This is a genomic window from Parapedobacter sp. SGR-10 (assembly GCF_011030405.1).
In the GTDB taxonomy this organism is placed as follows: domain Bacteria; phylum Bacteroidota; class Bacteroidia; order Sphingobacteriales; family Sphingobacteriaceae; genus Sphingobacterium.
The window spans coordinates 87,924-108,732 of record NZ_JAAJTJ010000005.1; the positions used below are offsets into that span (position 1 = coordinate 87,924).

The window sequence follows — 20,809 nt, forward strand, 5'->3', positions numbered from 1 at the left end:
GGAGAAGGATCTTGTTATAGTAAATGCTGTACTAAAATGAGATGTGTTCGACTTCGCTCAACAACTTGTCCGACTACCGGCGGATGACGGCTTTTTAGACACCTATCTAAAAAATCATATTCCTATTTCTTTCAATATAAATTGTGCATTGTCGATCTTATCTGCAATCCACAATACATAGCGGATATCCACCCCAATCGAACGGCTGTAACTTTCGTTCCATGCGAAGTCGTTGATCGTGGCATCGTAGGCACGGTCAAAATTGACACCGATCAGTTCGCCATAAGCATTCATGATAGGAGAGCCCGAATTGCCACCGGTGGTGTCCATGTTGTACAGGATGTTGACAGGCACATCGTCTATTTCTTTCTTGTAGTAAGCCCCAAAGTTTTTTGCCAACCAGGCTTGTTTAATAGCTTCGGGATAGCGGAATTCGGCATCACCAGAATTACCTTTTTCGATCAACCCCTTGATGGTTGTAAACGGAGTCATGTAAGTTGCGTCGGCCGGACTGTAGCCTTTGATATAACCAAAGGTCAGTCGTAAGGTAGAATTGGCATCGGGAATAAAATTCTTCGATTGGAACGTTTCCTTTACAGCGACATAGTCGGCCATCAACTTATTCAACACACCTTCTCTTCTGATCAGTTCGGTGCTGAAAGGTTCGATTTCTTCTGCAAATTGCTTTTGAAGCGTCAGCAGTTCGTCTTGATAGGCTACCAATGATTCCGCATCGTTCAGTACTTCGGAAAACAGTTTGTTTTTATCGTTTATCCTGGATTGATCAATGGCTTTTTCAATATACGCTTGCGCTGCTTCTACGTTACTGAAATTTTTACGCTGTATCGTCGAAACGGTATTTTGATCCTTGAACTGATAGGCCAAAGCAAATTGATGTTTGGCTATATTTTTATCTGCTTCTGCATGATAGCTTTCATAGATTTTTTCTAGTTGCTCTTTGACCTTAGCGATGTTGAGCGTGAAGATCTTGCTTCGCTGTTGCTTGGCAGGATATTTGGCCAATGCATCTTTGAACGAATTGAGCAATCTTGCTATATGAATACTTCGAATACCGGAGTATAAGTTGTTGAACCATAATTCTTTTTCTGCATCTGTAAATACGGTTTTATAATGAGCGTCGATATCTTGCAGCAATGTGCCATAACGTGCTTTCAGATCCAGACTTTTGGCAATAAATTCGGCCAGAGCCTGATCTTCCTGTTGTTTTTGTTTGACCAGGTCGATATTCCGCAGACCTTTCAATTTACCACGATAGTTTTTCATCACATTGGCATTGCGTTTGATCCGGGTGGCCAATGCCAGCTCGATTGCTTTGTCGTTTTTGCCTGCATTATAGAGCTGTTGGTTTTGAAAATCGTACAGTTCGGAAGTAAAAGGTAATAAATATTGCTGTTGATATTCCAAATATTGGTACGGTCTATGACGGAATGTTCGTCCCGGATAGCCGAGGATAAAGACGAAGTCATTTTCATCTACACCCTTTGGATTGATTTTAAGGTGTTTTTTGGGTTGATAGGGTACATTATTTTTGGAATATTTGGCTGAAGAACCATCCGGAGCGACATAAGCCCTTAAGAAAGAGAAATCACCGGTATGACGTGGCCAAACCCAGTTGTCTGTTTCTCCTCCAAACTCGCCGATATCCTGTCTGGGAATATAGACCAAACGGACATCTTCTATCGTCTTGTACCGAAAGAGTACGTAACTTTTGCCGATAAACATTTCTGAAACCTCAGCTTTTATGCTAGGGTCTTTTTGCTCAGCATCACTGGCCAATTCTTTTCTCTTTTTGTTGATGATCTGAATACGTTCGACAGGATCGCTCACCTGCGCTACAGCAGACAATATTTTGTCCGAAACATCTTCGTATGAATCGGTAATGCGTATAGTCAATCCTTTGGCCTCGATTTCCTGTTGGCGGGAGTGGGCCACAAAACCGTTTTCCAGGTAATTGTGCTCTGGTGTGGAAGCCAACTGTACAGCGCTAAAGGCACAGTGGTGGTTGGTAATGACGAGCCCATTTGGTGAAATGAAAGAGCCTGAGCATCCGCTGACCTGTACCAAAGCATCTACCAATCCTATCTGTCCGGGATTGTATATGTCTTTTTCGCTGATTTTGAGTCCGGCTTGTTTCAATCCCGCACGGCTGAGCTCGCTCAAAGGGAACATCCCTTCGTCAGGTACTTTGGCGGAAAAATTAAAGATGGACGATATAAGGACTGCTGCTACTAGGAGAGATTTCAGATTTGCTTTCATATGTGCGTACTTTTTCAAAAATATGATTAACACACAAAGATAAGCAAAACGATTAAGAACCTTTTTATTATAAAATGTTGAGGTATACGACAAATACACCTCTGCACCTCAGAATCTCTCGCAGAGACGTTAAGAAAAATACTATGCGTCAGTTGGGCGAAAAATCTTTCGCCCTTACTGATTTAATTATTCTTCCCGATTTTTTATACATTTGACGTTTCAACAAATCATCCTCAAAAGATATTCTATATTGACGATTTTATTCATTCTTATCATTAGCTTTATTGCTTCTTTGGTTCGTTCTACCTTAGGCTTTGGCGAGTCATTGATTGCCGTACCGTTATTTCTCTTTTTTTTGCCGGTCAATATTGCCGTTCCCTTATCTGTTATGCTATCGGTCGTCATAGCCCTCATTATCGTCGTGCAAGACCATAGCAAGATTCACTTCAAGAGTGCCAAATGGCTGATCTTTTACGCTATACTTGGTGTACCTCTGGGTATTGTGATGCTTCTATATGGGAATGAGATATTTGTAAAGACAGGACTTGGTGTACTCATTATATTGTATTCCCTTTACTCGCTTTTCTCTAAAAACAAGAAGGTGCTAAAGGAAGACAATACACTCTGGTCCTTTGTCTGTGGGTTTCTGTCCGGAGTATTGGGTGGAGCATATGGGCTGAATGGCCCACCGTTGGTTGTCTACGGGAATCTGAGACAGTGGAGTGCAAAACATTTTAGGGCTACGCTTCAAGCGTATTTTTTGCCCGTCAGTCTGATAAGTGTTGTTGGGTACTATGCAAAGGGCCTTATTACCGCAGAGGTCAATATGTACTTCTTGCTCTCTCTGCTTACGACTATTCCTGCGATATTCTTAGGTCGATACCTCAATCATCGGTTGAAAGACAATACATTTTTCCGATATGTGTATTGGGGATTAATCGGTGTCAGTGTGATTTTGATCATCAGCACCTTGGCATAAATAACCTACATTTGTCAAACAAAGACTTTGGTTTTATGTTTGAAATATAAACTATCAAATAGGATTGAACATGCATAAACTTTTTATCAAAAATATGGTCTGCAACCGCTGTATCCTGGTGGTGAAAAATGAACTGGATAAATTAGGATTGGGTGTTAAAAACATCACACTGGGAGAGGTTACCCTCGAAGAAGAACCTATACCCGAAGAAAAGAAAAGGTTTGAAGAAGCATTGATCCCGTTGGGCTTTGAACTGATAGATGACAAAAAAAGCCGTATCATCGAGAAGATAAAGAATGTTATCATCGATCTGGTGCATTATCAAGATAGCAATGAAGCAAGATACAATCTATCCGATATCCTCAGTAATACATTGCAACACGATTACAACTATCTGTCCAATCTGTTTTCGGAGGTGGAAGGCACAACCATTGAGAAATATTACATTGCCCAAAAGGTGGAGAAGGTAAAAGAACTGTTGGTGTACGATGAATTGACTTTAAGTGAAATCGCTTTCCGTCTGAATTATTCAAGTGTAGCCTACCTAAGTAACCAATTTAAGAAAGTAACGGGATTGACGCCTAGCCATTTCAAACAGATCCGCGCAGACAAAAGGAAGCCACTGGATGAGGTGTAAAAAAAGAACCATTAAGGAATGAAGGAGAGTTAAGTCTTGATGTTAACTTCTTAATGGTTCACAAAAAAGGTAAATCTTACAAACCAATTCCATAAAACTACAACACAGCATTCTCTTTTTATGGCCACCTTTGTATTGTATATTTAAAGCAATCGAAATATGGCAACGAATAACGACAATAAAGAAACTATCTATCTTCCCCTGGAAGGGGTAGAAAGTGAACACTGCGCCCTGATCGTCGATAAAGGACTGGCAGAGGTCAAAGGTATCGAAAGCCACAAGGTAGAGCTGAACAATCGTAGAGCTGCTATTACGGTAGAAAATAATGAAACTGTTGCCGAAGCAACAAAAACTATCAAGGATCTCGGTTATGGAGTTACGACGGCCAAAGGCACTTTTCTGGTTTTGGGAATGACCTGTGCCTCTTGTGCCGGAAGTGCCGAAAGTATTGTCCGTCATCAACCTGGCGTAGTCAATGCCTCGGTCAACTTTGCGACGGGAAACCTGACGGTAGAATATCTTCCCAATATGACCAATGCTTCCCAATTGCAAAAAGCGGTGCAAGGTGTTGGGTACGATCTATTGATCGAAGATGAAACCAAACAGCAGGAAACCCTGGAAGCTCTCCACGAGAAGAAATTTCAACAATTAAAGACCAAAACCATCTGGGCAATCATACTGTCCTTGCCTGTAGTCATTATCGGTATGTTCTTTATGGATATGCCTTATGGCAATGAAATCATGTGGGCATTCTCTACCCCTGTGGTGCTATGGCTAGGTAGAGACTTCTTTATCAATGCGTGGAAACAGGCCAAACACCGTTCGGCCAATATGGATACTTTGGTGGCATTGAGTACAGGTATTGCTTACATATTCAGTGTGTTTAACATGTTTTTTGCCGACTTTTGGCACCAGCGGGGATTACATGCCCATGTTTATTTTGAAGCTGCTGCCGTCATCATCGCGTTTATTCTATTAGGGAAGCTATTGGAAGAAAAAGCCAAGGGCAATACTTCTACGGCTATCAAAAAACTCATGGGATTGCAGCCCAAAACCGTTACAGTCGTGCAGGCAGATGGTACAGAAAAGCAAACCGTTATAGAGGAGGTAAATGTAGGAGACGTGATCTTAGTCAAACCCGGAGATAAAATTGCGGTGGATGGTATGGTCATATCGGGCAATTCGTATGTGGACGAAAGTATGCTGAGCGGAGAACCCGTTCCGGTACTGAAAAAAGAAAACGAAAAAGTATTTGCAGGAACGATCAATCAAAAAGGCAGTTTCCGGTTCAAAGCCGTTAAGGTGGGCAAAGAAACCATGCTTGCCCAAATCATCAAAATGGTACAGGATGCACAAGGAAGCAAAGCACCTGTTCAGAAATTGGTCGATAAGATCGCGGGTATCTTTGTTCCTACGGTGATCGGTATCGCTGTCTTGACATTTGCCTTATGGTTGGCTTTAGGTGGGGACAATGGCTTGGTACAAGGATTATTGGCTGCAGTGACGGTCTTGGTTATCGCCTGCCCATGTGCTTTGGGATTGGCTACGCCTACGGCCATTATGGTCGGTGTGGGCAAAGGGGCAGAGAATGGTATACTGATCAAAGATGCCGAAAGTCTGGAATTGGCCAAGAAAGTGGACGCTGTTATATTGGACAAAACAGGAACCATTACCGAAGGTAGACCCGAAGTCACCGGTATCCGATGGTTGAATAATGACAATGCTACCAAAGATATCCTGTTGCGTATAGAAAGACAATCGGAACACCCTTTGGCAGAGGCTGTGGTCAAACATTTCGAGAACGAAAACTTTTCCAAAGTTGATGCAGGAAACGCTGAAATGTCTGATTTCGACAGCATCACCGGTCAAGGCGTAAAAGCTGTCCACGACAACGAAACTTATTATGTAGGCAATAGGGTGTTGTTGACCGAAAAAGCCATAGCTATTACAGCGGATCTGCAGCAGCAGGCGGATGAATGGAGCAGACAGTCTAATACCGTCATCTGGTTTTCGAACAGCAGACAAGCTTTGGCCGTGCTGGCCATATCCGACAAGATCAAAGAAACCTCGGTAGCAGCTATCAAGGAAATGCAGGAAATGGGCATTGATCTGTATATACTTACAGGCGATAACGAAGCCACAGCAAAAGCCATTGCGGAGGAGACCGGTATCAAGCATTACAAAGCCGAGGTGTTGCCACAGCGCAAAGCTGATTTTGTCAAGGAACTACAGCAACAAGGCAGGGTGGTGGCTATGGTCGGGGACGGTATCAATGACAGTACGGCACTCGCGACAGCAGATGTCAGTATAGCAATGGGCAAAGGTTCGGACATCGCAATGGACGTGGCCAAAATGACCATCATATCCTCCGATCTGACCAAAATACCGCAAGCTATACGTTTGTCCAAACAGACCGTTGTGACAATTAAACAAAACCTGTTTTGGGCATTTATCTATAACCTCATCGGTATTCCGATTGCAGCGGGTATTCTCTATCCGATAAACGGTTTCCTGCTCAATCCGATGATCGCCGGTGCGGCCATGGCATTGAGCAGTGTCAGTGTGGTCAGTAACAGTTTGAGGTTGAAGTGGAAGAAGTAATTGAGAGCGTGTTATAAAGTAAAAAATGAACACGTATATTTGTTGTAAAAGAAAGTGAAATGAATACAAAATTGACATTGACAATTGAAAAGGAAGTCATAGATATTGCTAAAGAATATGCAAAAGAAAAAGGCCAAAGCCTTTCTGAAATGGTTGAAAACTATTTCAAATTTGTCACCGTAGATCGAAAAAAAATCAAAGAAAAGCAACTTTCTCCCAAAGTCAGAAAACTAAAAGGAATAATCAAAACAGATGACAATCTTGACTATAAACAAATCTTAACAGAGGAACTTTCAAAAAAATATGGGGTATAAGCTTTTTGTACTTTTTCACAGACAGAGAGCCTCACGCAAATCCTGCAAGTGAACTTTTTGAACTCAGCGAACAAGGAAGTGTGAAATTATATCTTTCGGCTGTAAGTATTAATAACATTTACTGTATCGTAAGAAAATTTTTAGGCAACAAGAAAACATTGGAAGGTGTCGAGGCTCTGACCGCAATGACCGAGATAATCGGAACAACCAAATCAGAAATCATACAGGCATTAAAAAATGACTTTGCTGATTATGAAGATTCTGTTCAATATTCATCCGCGCTAACCATAAAAGGTTTGGATACGATTATTGCCCGAAATATAAAAGATTACAGAAATTCTTCAATCGCGGTGATGACACCTTTGAATTTCTTAAAAATGAAAGAGAAAAACGAGGGTGTCTAAAAAGCCAATCATACCGTCATTTCGACGAGGTACGAGGAGAAATCTATGGTTAAGCAGTTTTTCAACTTGTTGAAAATTAGTTAATTCTAATTCATCCATAGATTTTCCTGCGGAGAGCTCGTTTCACTCGGTTCTCTCTTCGTTCGAAATGACGATTATATGAATTGCCAGACCTTTTTAGACACCCTCAAAACAGACCGCGATAAGTAGCTTTATCTGCACCCATTCCGAGAATCACAACAACGAACATGTCCAACGTAAATTTATTCGGTTACAATATTATGAAAAAAGCATTTGAATTTCTGAAACAGGTCCAAGAAAACAACAACCGCGAGTGGTTCTCCGTACATAAATCGGAATTTGATTCGGTCGTAGCAGAAAACAAGATTTTTTTCAACCGAATTTATACCGAGCTTCAAAAGCACGATAGCTTAGAAGGAATCCATATTTTCCGGATTTATAAAGATGTTCGCTTTTCCAAGGACAAAACACCTTATAAAACCCATTTTGGAGTCAGTTTTTCTAGAACAAAACCTATGCTCAGAGGAGGATACTATCTTCATTTGGAACCCGGTCACAGTTTTGTCGGAGGAGGTTTTTGGGCGCCGAACAGTGAGGATTTATTTCGTGTCCGCAAAGAGTTTGAAATGGATACAACCGAAATCGAAAAAATCACTTCGGATAAAACTTTCATAAAATATTTCGGGGTGCTCAAAGGAGAAGATGGCGTAAAAATGGCTCCGAAAGGATTTGACAAAAATCATCCTGCTATTGATCTGATTAAGAAAAAACAGTATGTAGTCATGAGAGCTCTTTCTGATAATGAGGTTTTTTCTTCTGATTTCCAGAAAGAAGTAATCGCTACATTTTTGGCAATGCGTCCTTTTTTCGATTATATGAGTGAAGTGCTTACGACCGATTTAAATGGGGAACCGCTGTTTTAGGAGGAATCCTTTACTTTCGGTCACAAGCTGACATGAACGGCGTATATATCCTTAACTTAATGACATTGCTTGTGCATCCCTAAATCTTACAAAATATTTTCAAAATTATGTAAGCGTACAGAACAGAATTGTACGGAAATTTGTACTATTAAATAACTCGTAAATTTTAAAGATCATGGAAAATAAAGAATTAAAATTCAAAACAACATTAAATTGTGGCGGATGCGTATCCAAAGTGCAATCCGATCTGGATAATGCAGAGGGTATCTGCCATTGGAATGTGGATACGGACAATGCCGATAAAATCCTTACGGTAAGTTCTAAAGGTATTACCGAAGAAGAAGTAATAGCTATCGTAAAGAGTAAAGGCTTCAAAGCAGATCCGGTATAGCATAAAAACGGATCTACTTATTTTACATCAATGCCTTTGCGATAATATCAAAAGCATGTAGTCTTTTCCCTTCATCAAAGATGTAGTTGGTGGTCATGATTTCATTGGCTTGGTGCTTCTCGGCAAATGCCAATACTTCCTCACGCATCTCCTTTTCCGTCCCGATAAAGGTACAGTTGACCATATTCTGAACAGCTTGTTCTATTTCCGGAATACCGTGATAGATAGGTTTTTCAGTAGGAGGAGAGAGCGGTTTTCTCAGATTGGTCAATATTCCGGCAAACATATTGAACAGACTGGTGGAAAGAAACTGTGCTTCTTCCACACTGTCACCTGCTACGATATTGATACAGATGATGGTATACGGCTCTTTAAGCACATCGGAGGGTTTGAAATGGGAGCGGTATATCTCCATAGCCTGATCGAGCATCGCCGGCGCAAAATGGGCTGCAAAAGCATAGGGTAGTCCCAGTTCGGCAGCGAGGTAAGCACTGTCTGTACTTGACCCCAGAATATATATCGGAATATCCAAACCTTCTCCCGGAAAAGCCCGTACCTTGGCGTTAAAGTTGTTTTCGTCCAAATACTGCTGTAGTTCGAGGACATCTTCTTTGAAGTAGAAGGAGGTATTGAGATTGTTGCGGCGCAGTGCCATGGCTGTCAGTTGATCCGTACCAGGTGCCCGGCCGAGGCCAAGGTCAATTCGCCCCGGATAGATGCTTTCCAATGTACCAAACTGCTCAGCGACGACCAAGGGTGTATGATTGGGCAACATAATACCGCCCGAACCTACACGGATATGTTTCGTCTGTCCGGCGATATGGCCGATAAGAACAGCTGTGGCCGAACTGGCGATATGTGGCATATTATGGTGTTCGGCCAGCCAAATGCGATGAAAACCCAATTCTTCTATATGCTGTGCACCTTTTACGGCCCGAGCAATCGCTTCTGTAGCATTGCTTCCTTTACAGATCGTCGCTAGCTCGAGCAGGGATATTTTGACATTACTCATGCCATAAAAATACAATGAATAGTGGAGGACATTGTAAGGAAATTGTCTTTATCTGATTTTTGGCGTTTGTGTGACAAATCATACAACTTTCACTCCCTGTATCACAATATGATTGCCGGCGGGATCTGTAGTAAAAAACAAAAAGTCTGACCCACCGTCCTTGATCTTGTACCTTTTGCGGATTTCGTCTACCTTGATGGGAAAATTTTTGGTAGCCACATTGGCTTTGGTAAGACTATTGTTCTTTTTGAAGGAGGGTATACTTTGTACTTTTTGGATTTTAAAGATCCTGCCGGGAAATTCCTCATCCAATATCTCCGCAGTATACAGATGTGTATTGGTGTGCAGCTTAAACAGACTAAACCGTTTGCTGATGGTCTTGAAAGCTCCGGCTTTGGTGACCGATACATCGGGATCGTAGAGGTAGGTGAGGGGATCCGAGGTTCGGATCAAGGTACTTTTTTCTTCTTCGATACCGAATGTATGCACTTGTATCTGATCGGCAAACAGGCGTATGGCGGATATTTTGGGTGTGCCATCAAATAACTTGTCCTGTACAAATAGTAATTCCTTGCAATCGCCATCCACAGAGATGACAAAGACATATTTTACATGACGCAGTTTGCCCAATGCCGTGGAAATATCCATGAGTGGGGACAGTTTGCAGATGACATATCTTGACTTCTTGAAAAAGAGATCCTGCAAGTCGACGATATTGGGTTCGCAGTCCTCTAGCAAAAATACTTTGGCATGATTGACCCGACGTGAGGGATCGATGTAGATATAATCCAAGACATCGTCCTCTTGTTGTCGGATATATTCTACACCGTCTGTGGCGAGGCATACAAGGTTGTTGACCCCCAGTTCTGCCGCATTATGCTGAACGATTTTGGACAGTTTTTCATTAAGCTCACAATGAATGACGATCTCCGCTTCTTGCGCAATATAGCAACTGTCCACACCAAATCCTCCGGTTACGTCTACGACTTTGCTGCCGGTATGGATAAGGGTCTGTTTGATGAGTGCAGTGTGTTCGGAAGAGCATTGTTCCAGATTGATCTTGTCGGGGTAGTAGATGTTGGGGGAAAATGCCCATGTAGGCAATTTTCGCACGCTACGCTGCCATCCATCAATTTGGGAGGCCAGCTCGGCGGAGGTCACATGGGAAAAAGGGGATCTTTTCAAAGCTATAGTACTTGGCGAAAGCTCCCTATTGGCTTTGATAAATTCTTGAACGTCTTTATCTAGAATATGTTTATTCATTCAATTCTTTCACTAACATCTGACAGGTATAACTGTCCTTAAGTTCGCGAATAATTTTCTTATTTACCAATACCCGATCAATAGTTTCTTGATTATAATACCGGATCGTGATCAATTCCAAACCTTTTTCGTAGTTGACCTTATACCTTTTTTCGAGATCTTCCAATAGCATGTCGACATTCTCACCTGTATCATCTATGCTCACGGAAAAGGATATGGCACTGTTGTGCATCATGTTGATTTTTATGCGGTGCAGGTGACACAGATTGAATATATGGCTCAGATTGTCCTCTACGATAAACGAAAAATCCCGTGGCTGTATATTGATCAGTACCTGATTGATCTTGAAGATAAAAGAGGGGACAGGCAATGTCTGATTGGTTGTACGGATTTGTGTTCCCGGTTGCTCCGGTTGCAGAAACGAACGTACATTCAATGTGATCTTTTTATTTTGCAACGGCTTGATTGTCTTCGGATGTATGACGGTAGCCCCATAATATGTCAACTCAATGGCATCGGTATAGGACAGCTCAGGGATCAATTCGGTTTTTTCAAACCATTTTGGATCGGCATTCAGCACACCCGGTACATCCTTCCAGATCGTGATGCCTTCGGCATTGAGACAGGCCGCAAAGATCGCTGCTGAATAGTCCGAACCTTCCCGACCTAAAGTCGTCGTAAAATTCTCTGATGTAGAACCGATAAATCCCTGCGTGATGACCACATATTCATCCAATATCAAGGGGAACTCCCTGCGGATCTTGGCTTCGGTAAGTTCCCAATCCACGACAGCTTCACGATAGGTATTGTCCGTGGAGATATAATCTCTGGCGTCTTCCCATTTGGTCGGAATGCCTATCTGATTACAATGAGCAGCCAGTATTTTTGAAGACAGCAGCTCGCCGACGGAAACGATCTGGTCATAGAGATAGTCGTAACTATCCAATGGCTCTTCTTCCAGGATCCACTCAATCTCGACAAAACAATTGGCAATATCATCAAAGACAGGAGCTTGGCGATCTTCAAACAGTTCACAAAGGATCTGGTTATGTTCTTGCTTGACGACATCCAATGCCAGAAAAGGATCTCCTTGACCCTTCGTGTAGTTGTTGACAACCTCTTGTAACCTGTCCGTAGTTTTATTGATCGCAGATACGACGACCAACAGTTCGGAAGATTTATATTTCGAGATGATCGAAGCTGCATTTTTGATGTTTTCCGCATTTTTCACCGAAGCTCCACCAAATTTAAAAACCTGCATTTATTGTATTCAAATGGTTAATATAATATTTTTTAGGATGTCATTTTTTGCCATCTATTACGGCTCTCTCTATTTCTTTAACATACTCCTTGCCTCGGTTGCTTAAAAAATCCTTTAAATCAGCATAAGGAAGCTTGATCGTTGTAGATCCTTCCGAATAAGGTTTTATTTCATATTCGTTGTAATAAAACAGCAACTCATCTTTTGTCAAGCCAAAGTTATCATTTAAAGCGAATATTCCGCGCTCAAAGAAAAAATCCTTTTCCAATGAGGCTGTATCGGCAAGGTTTTCCATCTTTCGGAACTGCTGCTCAGCCATTTTGGTTAGCGCAGGGAGTTTCTCTTTGATAATGATATCCGAAAGCTGAATTTTCTGGTGCTGTACAATATCAAAGTTGGACCATACAACTACGGTGTTGCCATGTGCTCCTCCCGTATATTGCTGATAGGTGGTTTTGAGGGTAAGCAGTCTTGGGGTATTCAAGCAGACGGAGCTTTGTATGTTCTTAAACCAAGCCATAGAAACATGGTGTGTAGACTCTTCCTCCACAAACTCGTCGTAGCCCTCTATAAAAGTTTGGGCTGCTTGTTCAAAACCATCTTCTCCTTCAAGCCAAATGGCAGGGTGAACTAATCCCATGATGGTGGAGTCTGGAAATTTGGGATAAGAAACACGGAAGTAGGTGCTGTCGACAGAGGTGTCGTGCTCCACAAGATACCTACTCGACTTTGCAAACTCTTGATATGTATACGATAGTGTGTCATTATCTAAAGCATTGGACAAACTTTTTTTTGAAGTTTGTTCGTTCGTATGGGTACAAGCATAGATCAGAAATAGGAATACAAAGGGTAAGTATTTCATTTTTTGTCAAAATTTAAATTTACATTGATCCATTCTCCATCGAACGTTGCTTGGTATTTCTCATAAAATTTGATAGCCGGTTCGTTCCAGTTCAGTACCTGCCACATGATACCGCTATAGTTTTTTTCCTGGGCATAAGCTATGGTTTTGTCCAAAAGGAGTTTTCCAATCCCTTTGCCGCGATAGGGCTCATTCACAATAAGATCTTCCAGATACAGCCTTCGTCCTTTCCAGGTAGAATATCGTATGTAGTATAGCGACATACCGACAATCATTCCCTGGATCTCCGCAACAAAGGCTCCCCATACCGGATTTTTGCCAAATCCTGCATCGACAAACTCTTCGAGGCTTACCGTGACCTCGTGGGGTGCTTTTTCAAAAAGGGCCAGTTCGTGGATCAGTTCCATCATTTGGAGACAATCTGCGGCATTGGCCGGACGTATCTGACACTCCATTTACTGTGCTTTATAATGTTTGATGACCCGTTTTCCGAAAATGGTACTCCCCAATCTGACCATATTGCTTCCCTGTTCGATAGCGATCTTGTAATCTGACGACATACCCATAGATAGTGTGTCAAAGCTGCTTTCTTGACGGAAATAGCTGACTTTTATCCCGTCAAACAACATTTTCAGCTCGTAGAATTCTTCTTTGACCACCTTTGGATTGTCCGTATTGGTAGCAATCCCCATGAGTCCTCGTACACATATGTTTTCCAATGTCTTGAATTCCGGATTTTCTAACAGCTCGATGAGCTCTACATGGTCCAGACCGAATTTGGAATCCTCGTCGGCGATATAGATTTGTAAAAGACAGTCTATTATCCGATTGTTTTTGAGGGCATGCTTATTGATTTCCTTCAACAGCTTGTACGAGTCCACACCGTGTATCAGTGTGACGAAAGGAGCAATATACTTGACTTTATTCGTCTGTAAGTGACCTATCATATGCCAGGAGATATCTTTGGGCAGTGCTTCTTGTTTTTCGACCAATTCCTGCACGAGGTTTTCTCCGAACACACGCTGTCCGGCTTCGTAGGCTTCCTGTATATCTTCGATAGGCTTGGTCTTGGAGACCGCTACCAGTTGTACGCCGATGGGATTTAGTTCTTGTTGTAAGGTTTGTATATTCGATGCAATACTCATTTATATCTCATTTCGTGTAGAATACTCCTAATAAAGACGCCGAATACAGCGGCATTTTGTATTTTTGTGCAAAATTACAAAATGAAACGCTTATTCTTCGTCATAGCAGCGCTGTTTTTTTTGGTTGTGGCTTGTTCCAAGTCCAGACCGAAGGGGATTCTTTCGGACAAGGAAATGTCCGATCTGATGACCGAGGTGTATATCTTGGACAGTTACCTGAACAATATGCCCATTGACAGTGGCCGTAAGGTTATGCCGGTACTTTATCAACAGCTGTTTGACAAGTTCAAGATGGATTCGACCACATTCATAAAGAATCTTGATTATTATTACGGCAACCCTGTCGAACTGGAAAAGGTAAACGACAAGGTCAAGGATGTATTAAGCCGTTATGAAAAAGAAGCTTTGCGTGTCGATTCCATAGAACAAGCCCATATCCGCGATAGTACACATAGGGTAATGAAGTTGCAGCAGCAGGCAGATGAGATGAAAAGGCTGATTTTGGAGGTTCATCTGGATACGACCGAATACACTTTTGAAGCAAATAATTCGGCTTTCTTCCAATATACAGGCCTATCTGTACAGCGTCATGAATTGACTAAGCCTATGCCTAAAGAAGCAGATGCAGCGGAGGTCAGCGAGGACGAGGAGAATGAGGCTTCGGAACAGGAACATATAAGCATAGATTCGAATCAATCCGTGGCACCTCTGCACGATGAGATCATCGAAAGGAGAATAGATGCCAAGGAAGTACAACGAAGGATGCGATTGAAAGAAATAAAACAAAGATCAAAGCTGTGATATATCCGGATAATGCGGTAGATAAGTTGGGGTTTTCGGAAATCAGGAACCTCATTCAAGAAAAGTGTCTGAGTGAGGCAGGTCGGCTTATGGTTGCCAAAATACAACCACAGACCAAATATGAGCAGATCGATCGGTTTCTGCGGCAGACACAGGAATTCAAGAATTTGCTGTTGCACGATACGCCGCTACCTGTGGATCATATCTATGCCATCAAACCCCTGGCCCAAAAGGCCAAAGTAGAGGGAGCCTTTTTGTCCGAAGAAGAATTTTTCCGTCTGCTGTTATCCCTGCGGACAGTTTACGCTATCATTCGTTATTTCAACGAAAGGGAAGGACAGTATGCTTATCTAGAATTGTTATTTGAGCACCTACCTATTGAAAAGTCTTTGGTACGGTCTATTGAGCAGGTCATCGATGATCGGGGTAAGGTCAAAGAAAATGCTTCCAAGTTGCTGTTGGATCTGAACCAACAGATCGCTAAGAGCGAACAGGAAGCACGTAAGAAACTGGATACGGTATTCAAGAATGCTCAGGCCAATGGTTGGACAGCCGATGGAGGTATTACGATCCGGGAGGGAAGGTTGTGTATCCCGATTCTGGCCGAAAACAAACGTAAGGTCAAAGGACTTATTCACGACGAATCGGCTACAGGACAGACAGCCTTTATTGAACCGGAAGAAGTGTTCCACCTGAACAACAAGGTTCGCGATCTGGAATTCGAAAGAAGAAGGGAGATCATTCGGTTATTGGTCGAATTGACCGATGAGATACGTCCACATGTGCCCTTGTTGCTCTCCTACCATGGACTGATCGCCAAGCTCGATTTTGTACGGGCAAAGGCACTTTTTGCAATAGACATTGAGGCTACGATGCCAATCTTGCTTGCCGCACCCGAGCTTAGCCTTGTCAATGCGCGGCACCCTTTATTGTATCTCAACAGTAAGCAGGATGCTTCGCATCCGGTAGTTCCACTGAATATCAAAATCGATCAACAGGATAGGATCGTATTGGTATCTGGCCCCAATGCCGGTGGTAAATCGGTCTGTATGAAAACGGTAGGTCTATTCCAGTTGATGGTACAATCGGGATTGTTGGTACCGGCAGATGAAACTTCGTCCATAGGCATTTTCAAACAGATATTTGCCGATATAGGGGATGACCAATCCATAGAAAGTGATCTGAGTACGTACAGTGCGCATCTTTCAAAAATGAAGTATTTTTCCACATTCGCCCAAGCGAAGACGTTGGTGCTGATCGACGAGTTTGGTACAGGCACGGATCCGCAATTTGGAGGGCCTATTGCCGAGGCTGTATTGGAACAGCTGAACAAAAGGAAGGTTAGGGGAGTGATCACGACACATTATTCCAACCTAAAGCTCTATGCCAACAATACGGAGGGGATCCAGAATGCCTCCATGCTGTTTGACAATCAGCAGATGAAGCCTCTTTACATCCTCCAGATGGGTAAACCCGGTAGCTCCTATGCTTTCGAAATTGCCCAAAAGATAGGCTTGCCCAAGGAAATTTTGGATTCGGCTAAGGTAAAGATCGGAAAACAACAGAATAGGGTGGATAGCCTTTTGGTGGATCTCGAACGGGACAAGAAGGAAATCTATCAGACCAAGGTGGCCGTAGACAAAAGAGAAAAGGAACTGGAAGAACTCAAAGCGAAGTATGAAGAGCTGAAAAGCCATATAGAAGAAAACAAAAAGGAGATACTCCGTAAAGCGAAAGAAGAAGCTAAAGGAATCCTCCAAGATGCAAATAAACTGATTGAAAACACAATCTCCGAAATCAAATCCGTCAAAGCTGATAAGGAAAAAACAAAAGAAATACGTGGAAAATTGAACCAGACCCTTGACCAGCATGCGGAGGCTTTAAAGAGTAGCGTATCTCCTAAATCGAGTAAACATGTTACCAATACTGAATTGGAGGTAGGAGATTGGGTTCGGATAGAGGATACAGGTTCCGAAGGAGAAATTTTGGAAATCACACGCAACAATAGTTTAATCATATCTTTAGGTAGCCTTCGTACTGTCATTAAAAAGAACCGTGTAACTAAACTAAAAAGCAAGGAAAAATCCAAGGCTGTCAAACGCCAGACTATCCTATCATCCGAATCCATAGCAGACTTTCATCCCGAAGTGGACGTGCGTGGGATGCGTACAGAAGATGCGTTGCAGAAAATAGAATTGGTATTGGATAGGGCTGTCATGATAGGTTATCCTTCCCTCAAGATCATCCATGGCAAGGGAGATGGTATCTTGCGTAGATTTATACGGGACTATCTACGTAAGTATAATCATGTGAGCCGTTTTGAGGACGAACATGCCGACCGTGGAGGAGATGGGATTACATATGCGTATATTGGGTAATATAAATTTGTATCATTATTGTCCATACGAAAATAGATACAACAAAAGAGGAAGAGTACTTATTATGAGCAGACGATATTATGACAGCAATTCTTCTTCAGCTATAGTACAGGATACTCTTCCTATATCTTCAGACAAGGAAGTTCAGAGAAATGGCTCCGCTGAACACTGCACATAGTAAAAGATACATTATACCACTAACAAATCTTCCAACTCAGCAATGCTATCGACGATATACGTCGCACCGGCCTGTTCTAGCTCAGGTCGGGAGCCAAATCCATACAGTACGCCCACGGTATCTATAGCAAACGTCTTTCCTCCGAGTATATCGTATTTTCGATCACCGATCATTAAAGCTTTGTCCGTATCGGTTATTCCTGTTTCATCAAGCACGTGGCGGATCACATGGGCTTTGGTGGGGCGTGAATCATCGAGACAGCTGCCACCAACAAAATCAAAATAAGAGGATATTTCGAAATGATCGAGGATACGCTCAGCAAATATGGTCGGCTTTGATGTGGCGAGATATAATCTATAATCTTGTTTCTTTAGTGATTCCAATAACTCGGGTATTCCGTCAAAAAGCCTGTTTTCGTAGAGCCCTATTTCGGCAAAGCGTTCTCTGTATTTCTCTACTCCAAGATCAGCTTTTGCCTCATCAAAATGGTGTATATCCATCAATGACTGTTTGATGGGAGGGCCTATCCACGATTGCAAGGCTGTCAAATCGGATGTTTCAATACCGAAATGTTGCAGAGCATAGGCAATACATTTGGTGATCCCCTCGGAAGGATCTGTCAATGTCCCGTCCAGATCAAACAGCAGGTGATTATACTTTTTCATTGTTCTGAGCATTTATCATCTTTCTTTTGGGTTCGATATTGGGCAGAAAAGCCGTAATGATACCGATCAAAGGCAGGTACGCACACAGTGAGAAAACATGTGCTATGCTCGTATGGTCGGCCAGTTCGCCCAATATAGCCGAGCCAATACCCGCTATACCAAACGCAAAACCAAAAAACATACCGGATATCATACCAACCTTGCCGGGGACAAGTTCTGTGGCATACACCAGAATCGCAGAGAACGCAGATGAAATAATGATCCCGATGATGATCGCCAGTACGACCGTTCCGACCAGATCCATATGGGGCAGCAACAACGTAAATGGAGCGGCTCCCAGTATAGATATCCAGATAATGAGTTTTCGTCCGTATCGATCGCCTAACGGCCCTCCGATAATTGTACCTGCTGCAATAGCGCCCAAAAAGGCAAATAAATACAGTTGGGATTGTTGGATGGATATACCAAATTTATCTATCAGATAGAACGTGAAATAATTGGTCATCGAGGCCATGTAGATGTATTTTGAAAAGATCAACAACATCAGGATAAGCATGGATATAAGTATTTTGCTACGGCTTAACGAAGACTCCTTATTTTGAGCAGTCTTGGAAATCAGTACCGTATTATTGGCCAGGTTTGCTCCATACCATCTTCCGATCAGGCTCAATAGTACAATTCCCAACAAAGCTACAACCCCAAACCAACCGATATATTGTTGTCCGTAGGGGATAATGATCAGAGCAGCCAATAGCGGGCCTATAGAAGTACCTGCATTGCCTCCAACCTGGAAAACAGATTGTGCCAATCCTTTTTTTCCTCCTGAAGCCAAATGTGCGACCCGTGAAGCTTCGGGATGGAAAATAGCTGATCCAACACCGATCAAAGCTACGGATGCCAATAATATAGGAAAGGTTGGCGCTAATGAAATACAGATAAGTCCAATCAATGTAATGCTCATGGCGATGGCCAAGGATTTTGAGTTGGGATGCTTGTCCGTATAGAGCCCAACAAAAGGTTGGAGCACCGAGGCAGACAATTGCGAAGTCATCGTGATCAAACCTACCTGGGAAAAGGTTAAGGAAAAGTTTTCCTTGAACATCGGGTACACGGACGGAATGATTGACTGGATCAAGTCATTCAATAAATGTGAAAAACTGATGGCAAACAAAATAGCATAAACCGTTTGGTTTACAGGTGTAGGTACGGCTTTCGTCGAAAAAATAGTCTTCATCTCTTAATTTCCAATCTTGCAAAAGTCCCAATATATGTCCTGAATATTGTCGACAACATTGAAACTCGGCAAAGATAGCCATTATAATATGTTAAAGCGAAAAGGAAAATATCATGATATTGTCTAATATAGATTCCTTTTTTTGAGGCAGCCTATTAAGTCCGATAAAACTTGACCTTGTTTCCTTTTATCTTACCATTGCTATACTGCTGGATGATCTTGGAGGCGACTTCCCGACGTACGGCAATAAAGCTCTCTTTGTCCTTGACTTCTATCAATCCGACATCTTCCTTTTGGATATCTTTGGATTGAAGTAGGTAACCGACAATGTCGATCTTATTGACTTTGTTTTTACGTCCCAATGGGATATATAAGGTAGAAAAAGGTGTATTCGGTGGCAAATCGTATTCTTCTTCAAGCAGAATTTCTTCGGTGTCATGAGGAAGATAAGGGAAACTGTCGTCCGGTTTTAGCAGGAGTACGACCTCTCCGGAGGCATGCATACGAGCTGTACGCCCATTTCTATGGACAAAGGCTTCCTCTTTGATCGGAAGTTGGTAGTGGATGATGGTATCGACTTCGGGAATATCCAGACCGCGGGCAGCTAAATCTGTCGTGATGAGTATCCTGTTGCTGTTGTTCCGGAATTTGAGCAAGGATAGTTCACGATCCCGTTGTTCCAGCCCACCGTGAAATATATCATGGATCAGATTTCTATCATCCAGCAACTCGCTGATATGATCTACGGCATCCCTATGATTGCAAAAGATCAATATCTTCTTGTTGCCCAGACTACATATCAATCTGAACAAAGTTTTGAGCTTGTATTGGGCAGGGCTGATGACTTTTTTGAATTGTATGTTTGGCTGACCTTGTTCGTGGTTTAGAAAATCGACCGTAACAGGTGTTTGGAGCGAAAAATAGGGAGGAGGCTCTACTAATTTCGTGGCTGAAACCAAAATCTTCCGGCTGACTTGTGGTAAAGCAGTCATGATGATTTCCAATTGCTCCTGAAAACCAAGTTCCAGACATTTGTCATATTCGTCCAAAACCAAAGTATGGACATCTGCGGTTTGAATATGCCCCTTCTCGATGTGATAGATGATCCGTCCGGGAGTACCGATCAAGATGCTCGGTGGATCGACCAAGGATTTCTTTTCCGACCGGCTGTCGTGGCCACCATAGCAACATACGATCTTTTGCCCTTTGGTGACCTTTCGGATCACTGACTCGATCTGCAGGGCCAGCTCCCGGGTAGGAATGACGATAATGACTTGGATTCCCTGTTTTTGCTCTTGGAGCAGTTGTTCTATCAACAAGGCAAAAGCCAGTGTTTTACCTGATCCCGTGGGTGATAGAAGAATGAAATCTTTCTCCGTGTCGAATGACTGAATGACAGCCTGTTGCATGTCATTCAGTTGTTCGATACGCAGTCGCTCCAGAATGGAATTTATTTTTGTCAT

At 42.5% G+C, this 20,809-nt stretch carries 19 protein-coding genes; 9 read left to right on the top strand and 10 right to left on the bottom strand.

What is annotated here, in order from left to right; translation table 11 throughout:
- Positions 1-114: 114 nt before the first annotated feature.
- Positions 115-2,277, bottom strand: a complete 2,163-nt coding sequence (locus G5B00_RS06170; RefSeq protein ID WP_163872398.1) for a S46 family peptidase — start codon at positions 2,275-2,277, stop codon at positions 115-117.
- Positions 2,278-2,527: 250 nt separating this feature from the next.
- On the opposite strand from G5B00_RS06170, the gene G5B00_RS06175 reads away from it, so the two are divergent.
- From G5B00_RS06175 to G5B00_RS06205, 7 genes are all read left to right on the top strand, one after another.
- Complete coding sequence (locus G5B00_RS06175) at positions 2,528-3,256, top strand: sulfite exporter TauE/SafE family protein (protein ID WP_240894407.1); 729 nt, start codon at positions 2,528-2,530, stop codon at positions 3,254-3,256.
- A 70-nt stretch (positions 3,257-3,326) separates the two neighbouring features.
- The gene (locus G5B00_RS06180) at positions 3,327-3,893 is read left to right on the top strand and encodes a helix-turn-helix domain-containing protein (RefSeq protein WP_163872399.1); all 567 of its coding nucleotides are present in this window, start codon (positions 3,327-3,329) and stop codon (positions 3,891-3,893) included.
- 159 nt (positions 3,894-4,052) lie between these two features.
- Positions 4,053-6,494 carry a heavy metal translocating P-type ATPase gene (locus G5B00_RS06185; RefSeq protein WP_163872400.1) on the top strand — a complete coding sequence of 814 codons (2,442 nt, stop codon included), beginning with the start codon at positions 4,053-4,055 and terminating at the stop codon, positions 6,492-6,494.
- A gap of 59 nt (positions 6,495-6,553) precedes the next feature.
- Positions 6,554-6,808 (top strand): DUF6364 family protein, encoded by a 255-nt coding sequence (locus G5B00_RS06190; protein WP_163872401.1) that lies wholly within the window; start codon positions 6,554-6,556, stop codon positions 6,806-6,808.
- Positions 6,809-6,813: 5 nt separating this feature from the next.
- Positions 6,814-7,212 (top strand): PIN domain-containing protein, encoded by a 399-nt coding sequence (locus G5B00_RS06195; protein ID WP_205966324.1) that lies wholly within the window; start codon positions 6,814-6,816, stop codon positions 7,210-7,212.
- Between the two features lie 281 nt (positions 7,213-7,493).
- Positions 7,494-8,156, top strand: a complete 663-nt coding sequence (locus tag G5B00_RS06200; protein WP_163872402.1) for a DUF2461 domain-containing protein — start codon at positions 7,494-7,496, stop codon at positions 8,154-8,156.
- A 175-nt stretch (positions 8,157-8,331) separates the two neighbouring features.
- Entirely contained in the window at positions 8,332-8,547 is a 216-nt protein-coding gene (locus G5B00_RS06205; protein ID WP_163872403.1) for a heavy-metal-associated domain-containing protein, read from the top strand.
- A 22-nt stretch (positions 8,548-8,569) separates the two neighbouring features.
- Here G5B00_RS06205 and G5B00_RS06210 read toward each other — a convergent pair whose 3' ends face one another.
- From G5B00_RS06210 to G5B00_RS06235, 6 genes are all read right to left on the bottom strand, one after another.
- Positions 8,570-9,559 (bottom strand): LLM class flavin-dependent oxidoreductase, encoded by a 990-nt coding sequence (locus tag G5B00_RS06210; protein WP_163872404.1) that lies wholly within the window; start codon positions 9,557-9,559, stop codon positions 8,570-8,572.
- A 78-nt stretch (positions 9,560-9,637) separates the two neighbouring features.
- Complete coding sequence (locus G5B00_RS06215; protein ID WP_163872405.1) at positions 9,638-10,822, bottom strand: THUMP-like domain-containing protein; 1,185 nt, start codon at positions 10,820-10,822, stop codon at positions 9,638-9,640.
- The gene (locus G5B00_RS06220; protein ID WP_163872406.1) at positions 10,815-12,083 is read right to left on the bottom strand and encodes an aspartate kinase; all 1,269 of its coding nucleotides are present in this window, start codon (positions 12,081-12,083) and stop codon (positions 10,815-10,817) included. Before G5B00_RS06220 ends, G5B00_RS06215 begins: the two co-directional genes overlap by 8 nt.
- Before the next feature lie 40 nt (positions 12,084-12,123).
- The gene (locus tag G5B00_RS06225; RefSeq protein ID WP_163872407.1) at positions 12,124-12,945 is read right to left on the bottom strand and encodes a DUF3298 and DUF4163 domain-containing protein; all 822 of its coding nucleotides are present in this window, start codon (positions 12,943-12,945) and stop codon (positions 12,124-12,126) included.
- Complete coding sequence (locus G5B00_RS06230; protein ID WP_163872408.1) at positions 12,942-13,400, bottom strand: GNAT family N-acetyltransferase; 459 nt, start codon at positions 13,398-13,400, stop codon at positions 12,942-12,944. Before G5B00_RS06230 ends, G5B00_RS06225 begins: the two co-directional genes overlap by 4 nt.
- Positions 13,401-14,090 (bottom strand): YggS family pyridoxal phosphate-dependent enzyme, encoded by a 690-nt coding sequence (locus tag G5B00_RS06235; protein WP_163872409.1) that lies wholly within the window; start codon positions 14,088-14,090, stop codon positions 13,401-13,403.
- A gap of 81 nt (positions 14,091-14,171) precedes the next feature.
- Here G5B00_RS06235 and G5B00_RS06240 point away from each other — a divergent pair, with 81 nt between their 5' ends.
- Positions 14,172-14,891 (top strand): DUF4296 domain-containing protein, encoded by a 720-nt coding sequence (locus G5B00_RS06240; protein ID WP_163872410.1) that lies wholly within the window; start codon positions 14,172-14,174, stop codon positions 14,889-14,891.
- Positions 14,888-17,269 (top strand): endonuclease MutS2, encoded by a 2,382-nt coding sequence (locus G5B00_RS06245; RefSeq protein ID WP_163872411.1) that lies wholly within the window; start codon positions 14,888-14,890, stop codon positions 17,267-17,269. Before G5B00_RS06240 ends, G5B00_RS06245 begins: the two co-directional genes overlap by 4 nt.
- A 189-nt stretch (positions 17,270-17,458) precedes the next feature.
- Here the strand turns inward: G5B00_RS06245 and G5B00_RS06250 are convergent, their stop codons facing one another.
- From G5B00_RS06250 to G5B00_RS06260, 3 genes are all read right to left on the bottom strand, one after another.
- Positions 17,459-18,112, bottom strand: coding sequence for an HAD family hydrolase (locus G5B00_RS06250; RefSeq protein ID WP_163872412.1), 654 nt, complete (start codon positions 18,110-18,112; stop codon positions 17,459-17,461).
- A complete protein-coding gene (locus tag G5B00_RS06255) occupies positions 18,099-19,346 on the bottom strand; it encodes an MFS transporter (protein ID WP_163872413.1) in 1,248 nt (415 codons plus the stop codon). Before G5B00_RS06255 ends, G5B00_RS06250 begins: the two co-directional genes overlap by 14 nt.
- Positions 19,347-19,501: 155 nt before the next feature.
- Positions 19,502-20,809, bottom strand: a complete 1,308-nt coding sequence (locus G5B00_RS06260) for a DEAD/DEAH box helicase (RefSeq protein ID WP_163872414.1) — start codon at positions 20,807-20,809, stop codon at positions 19,502-19,504.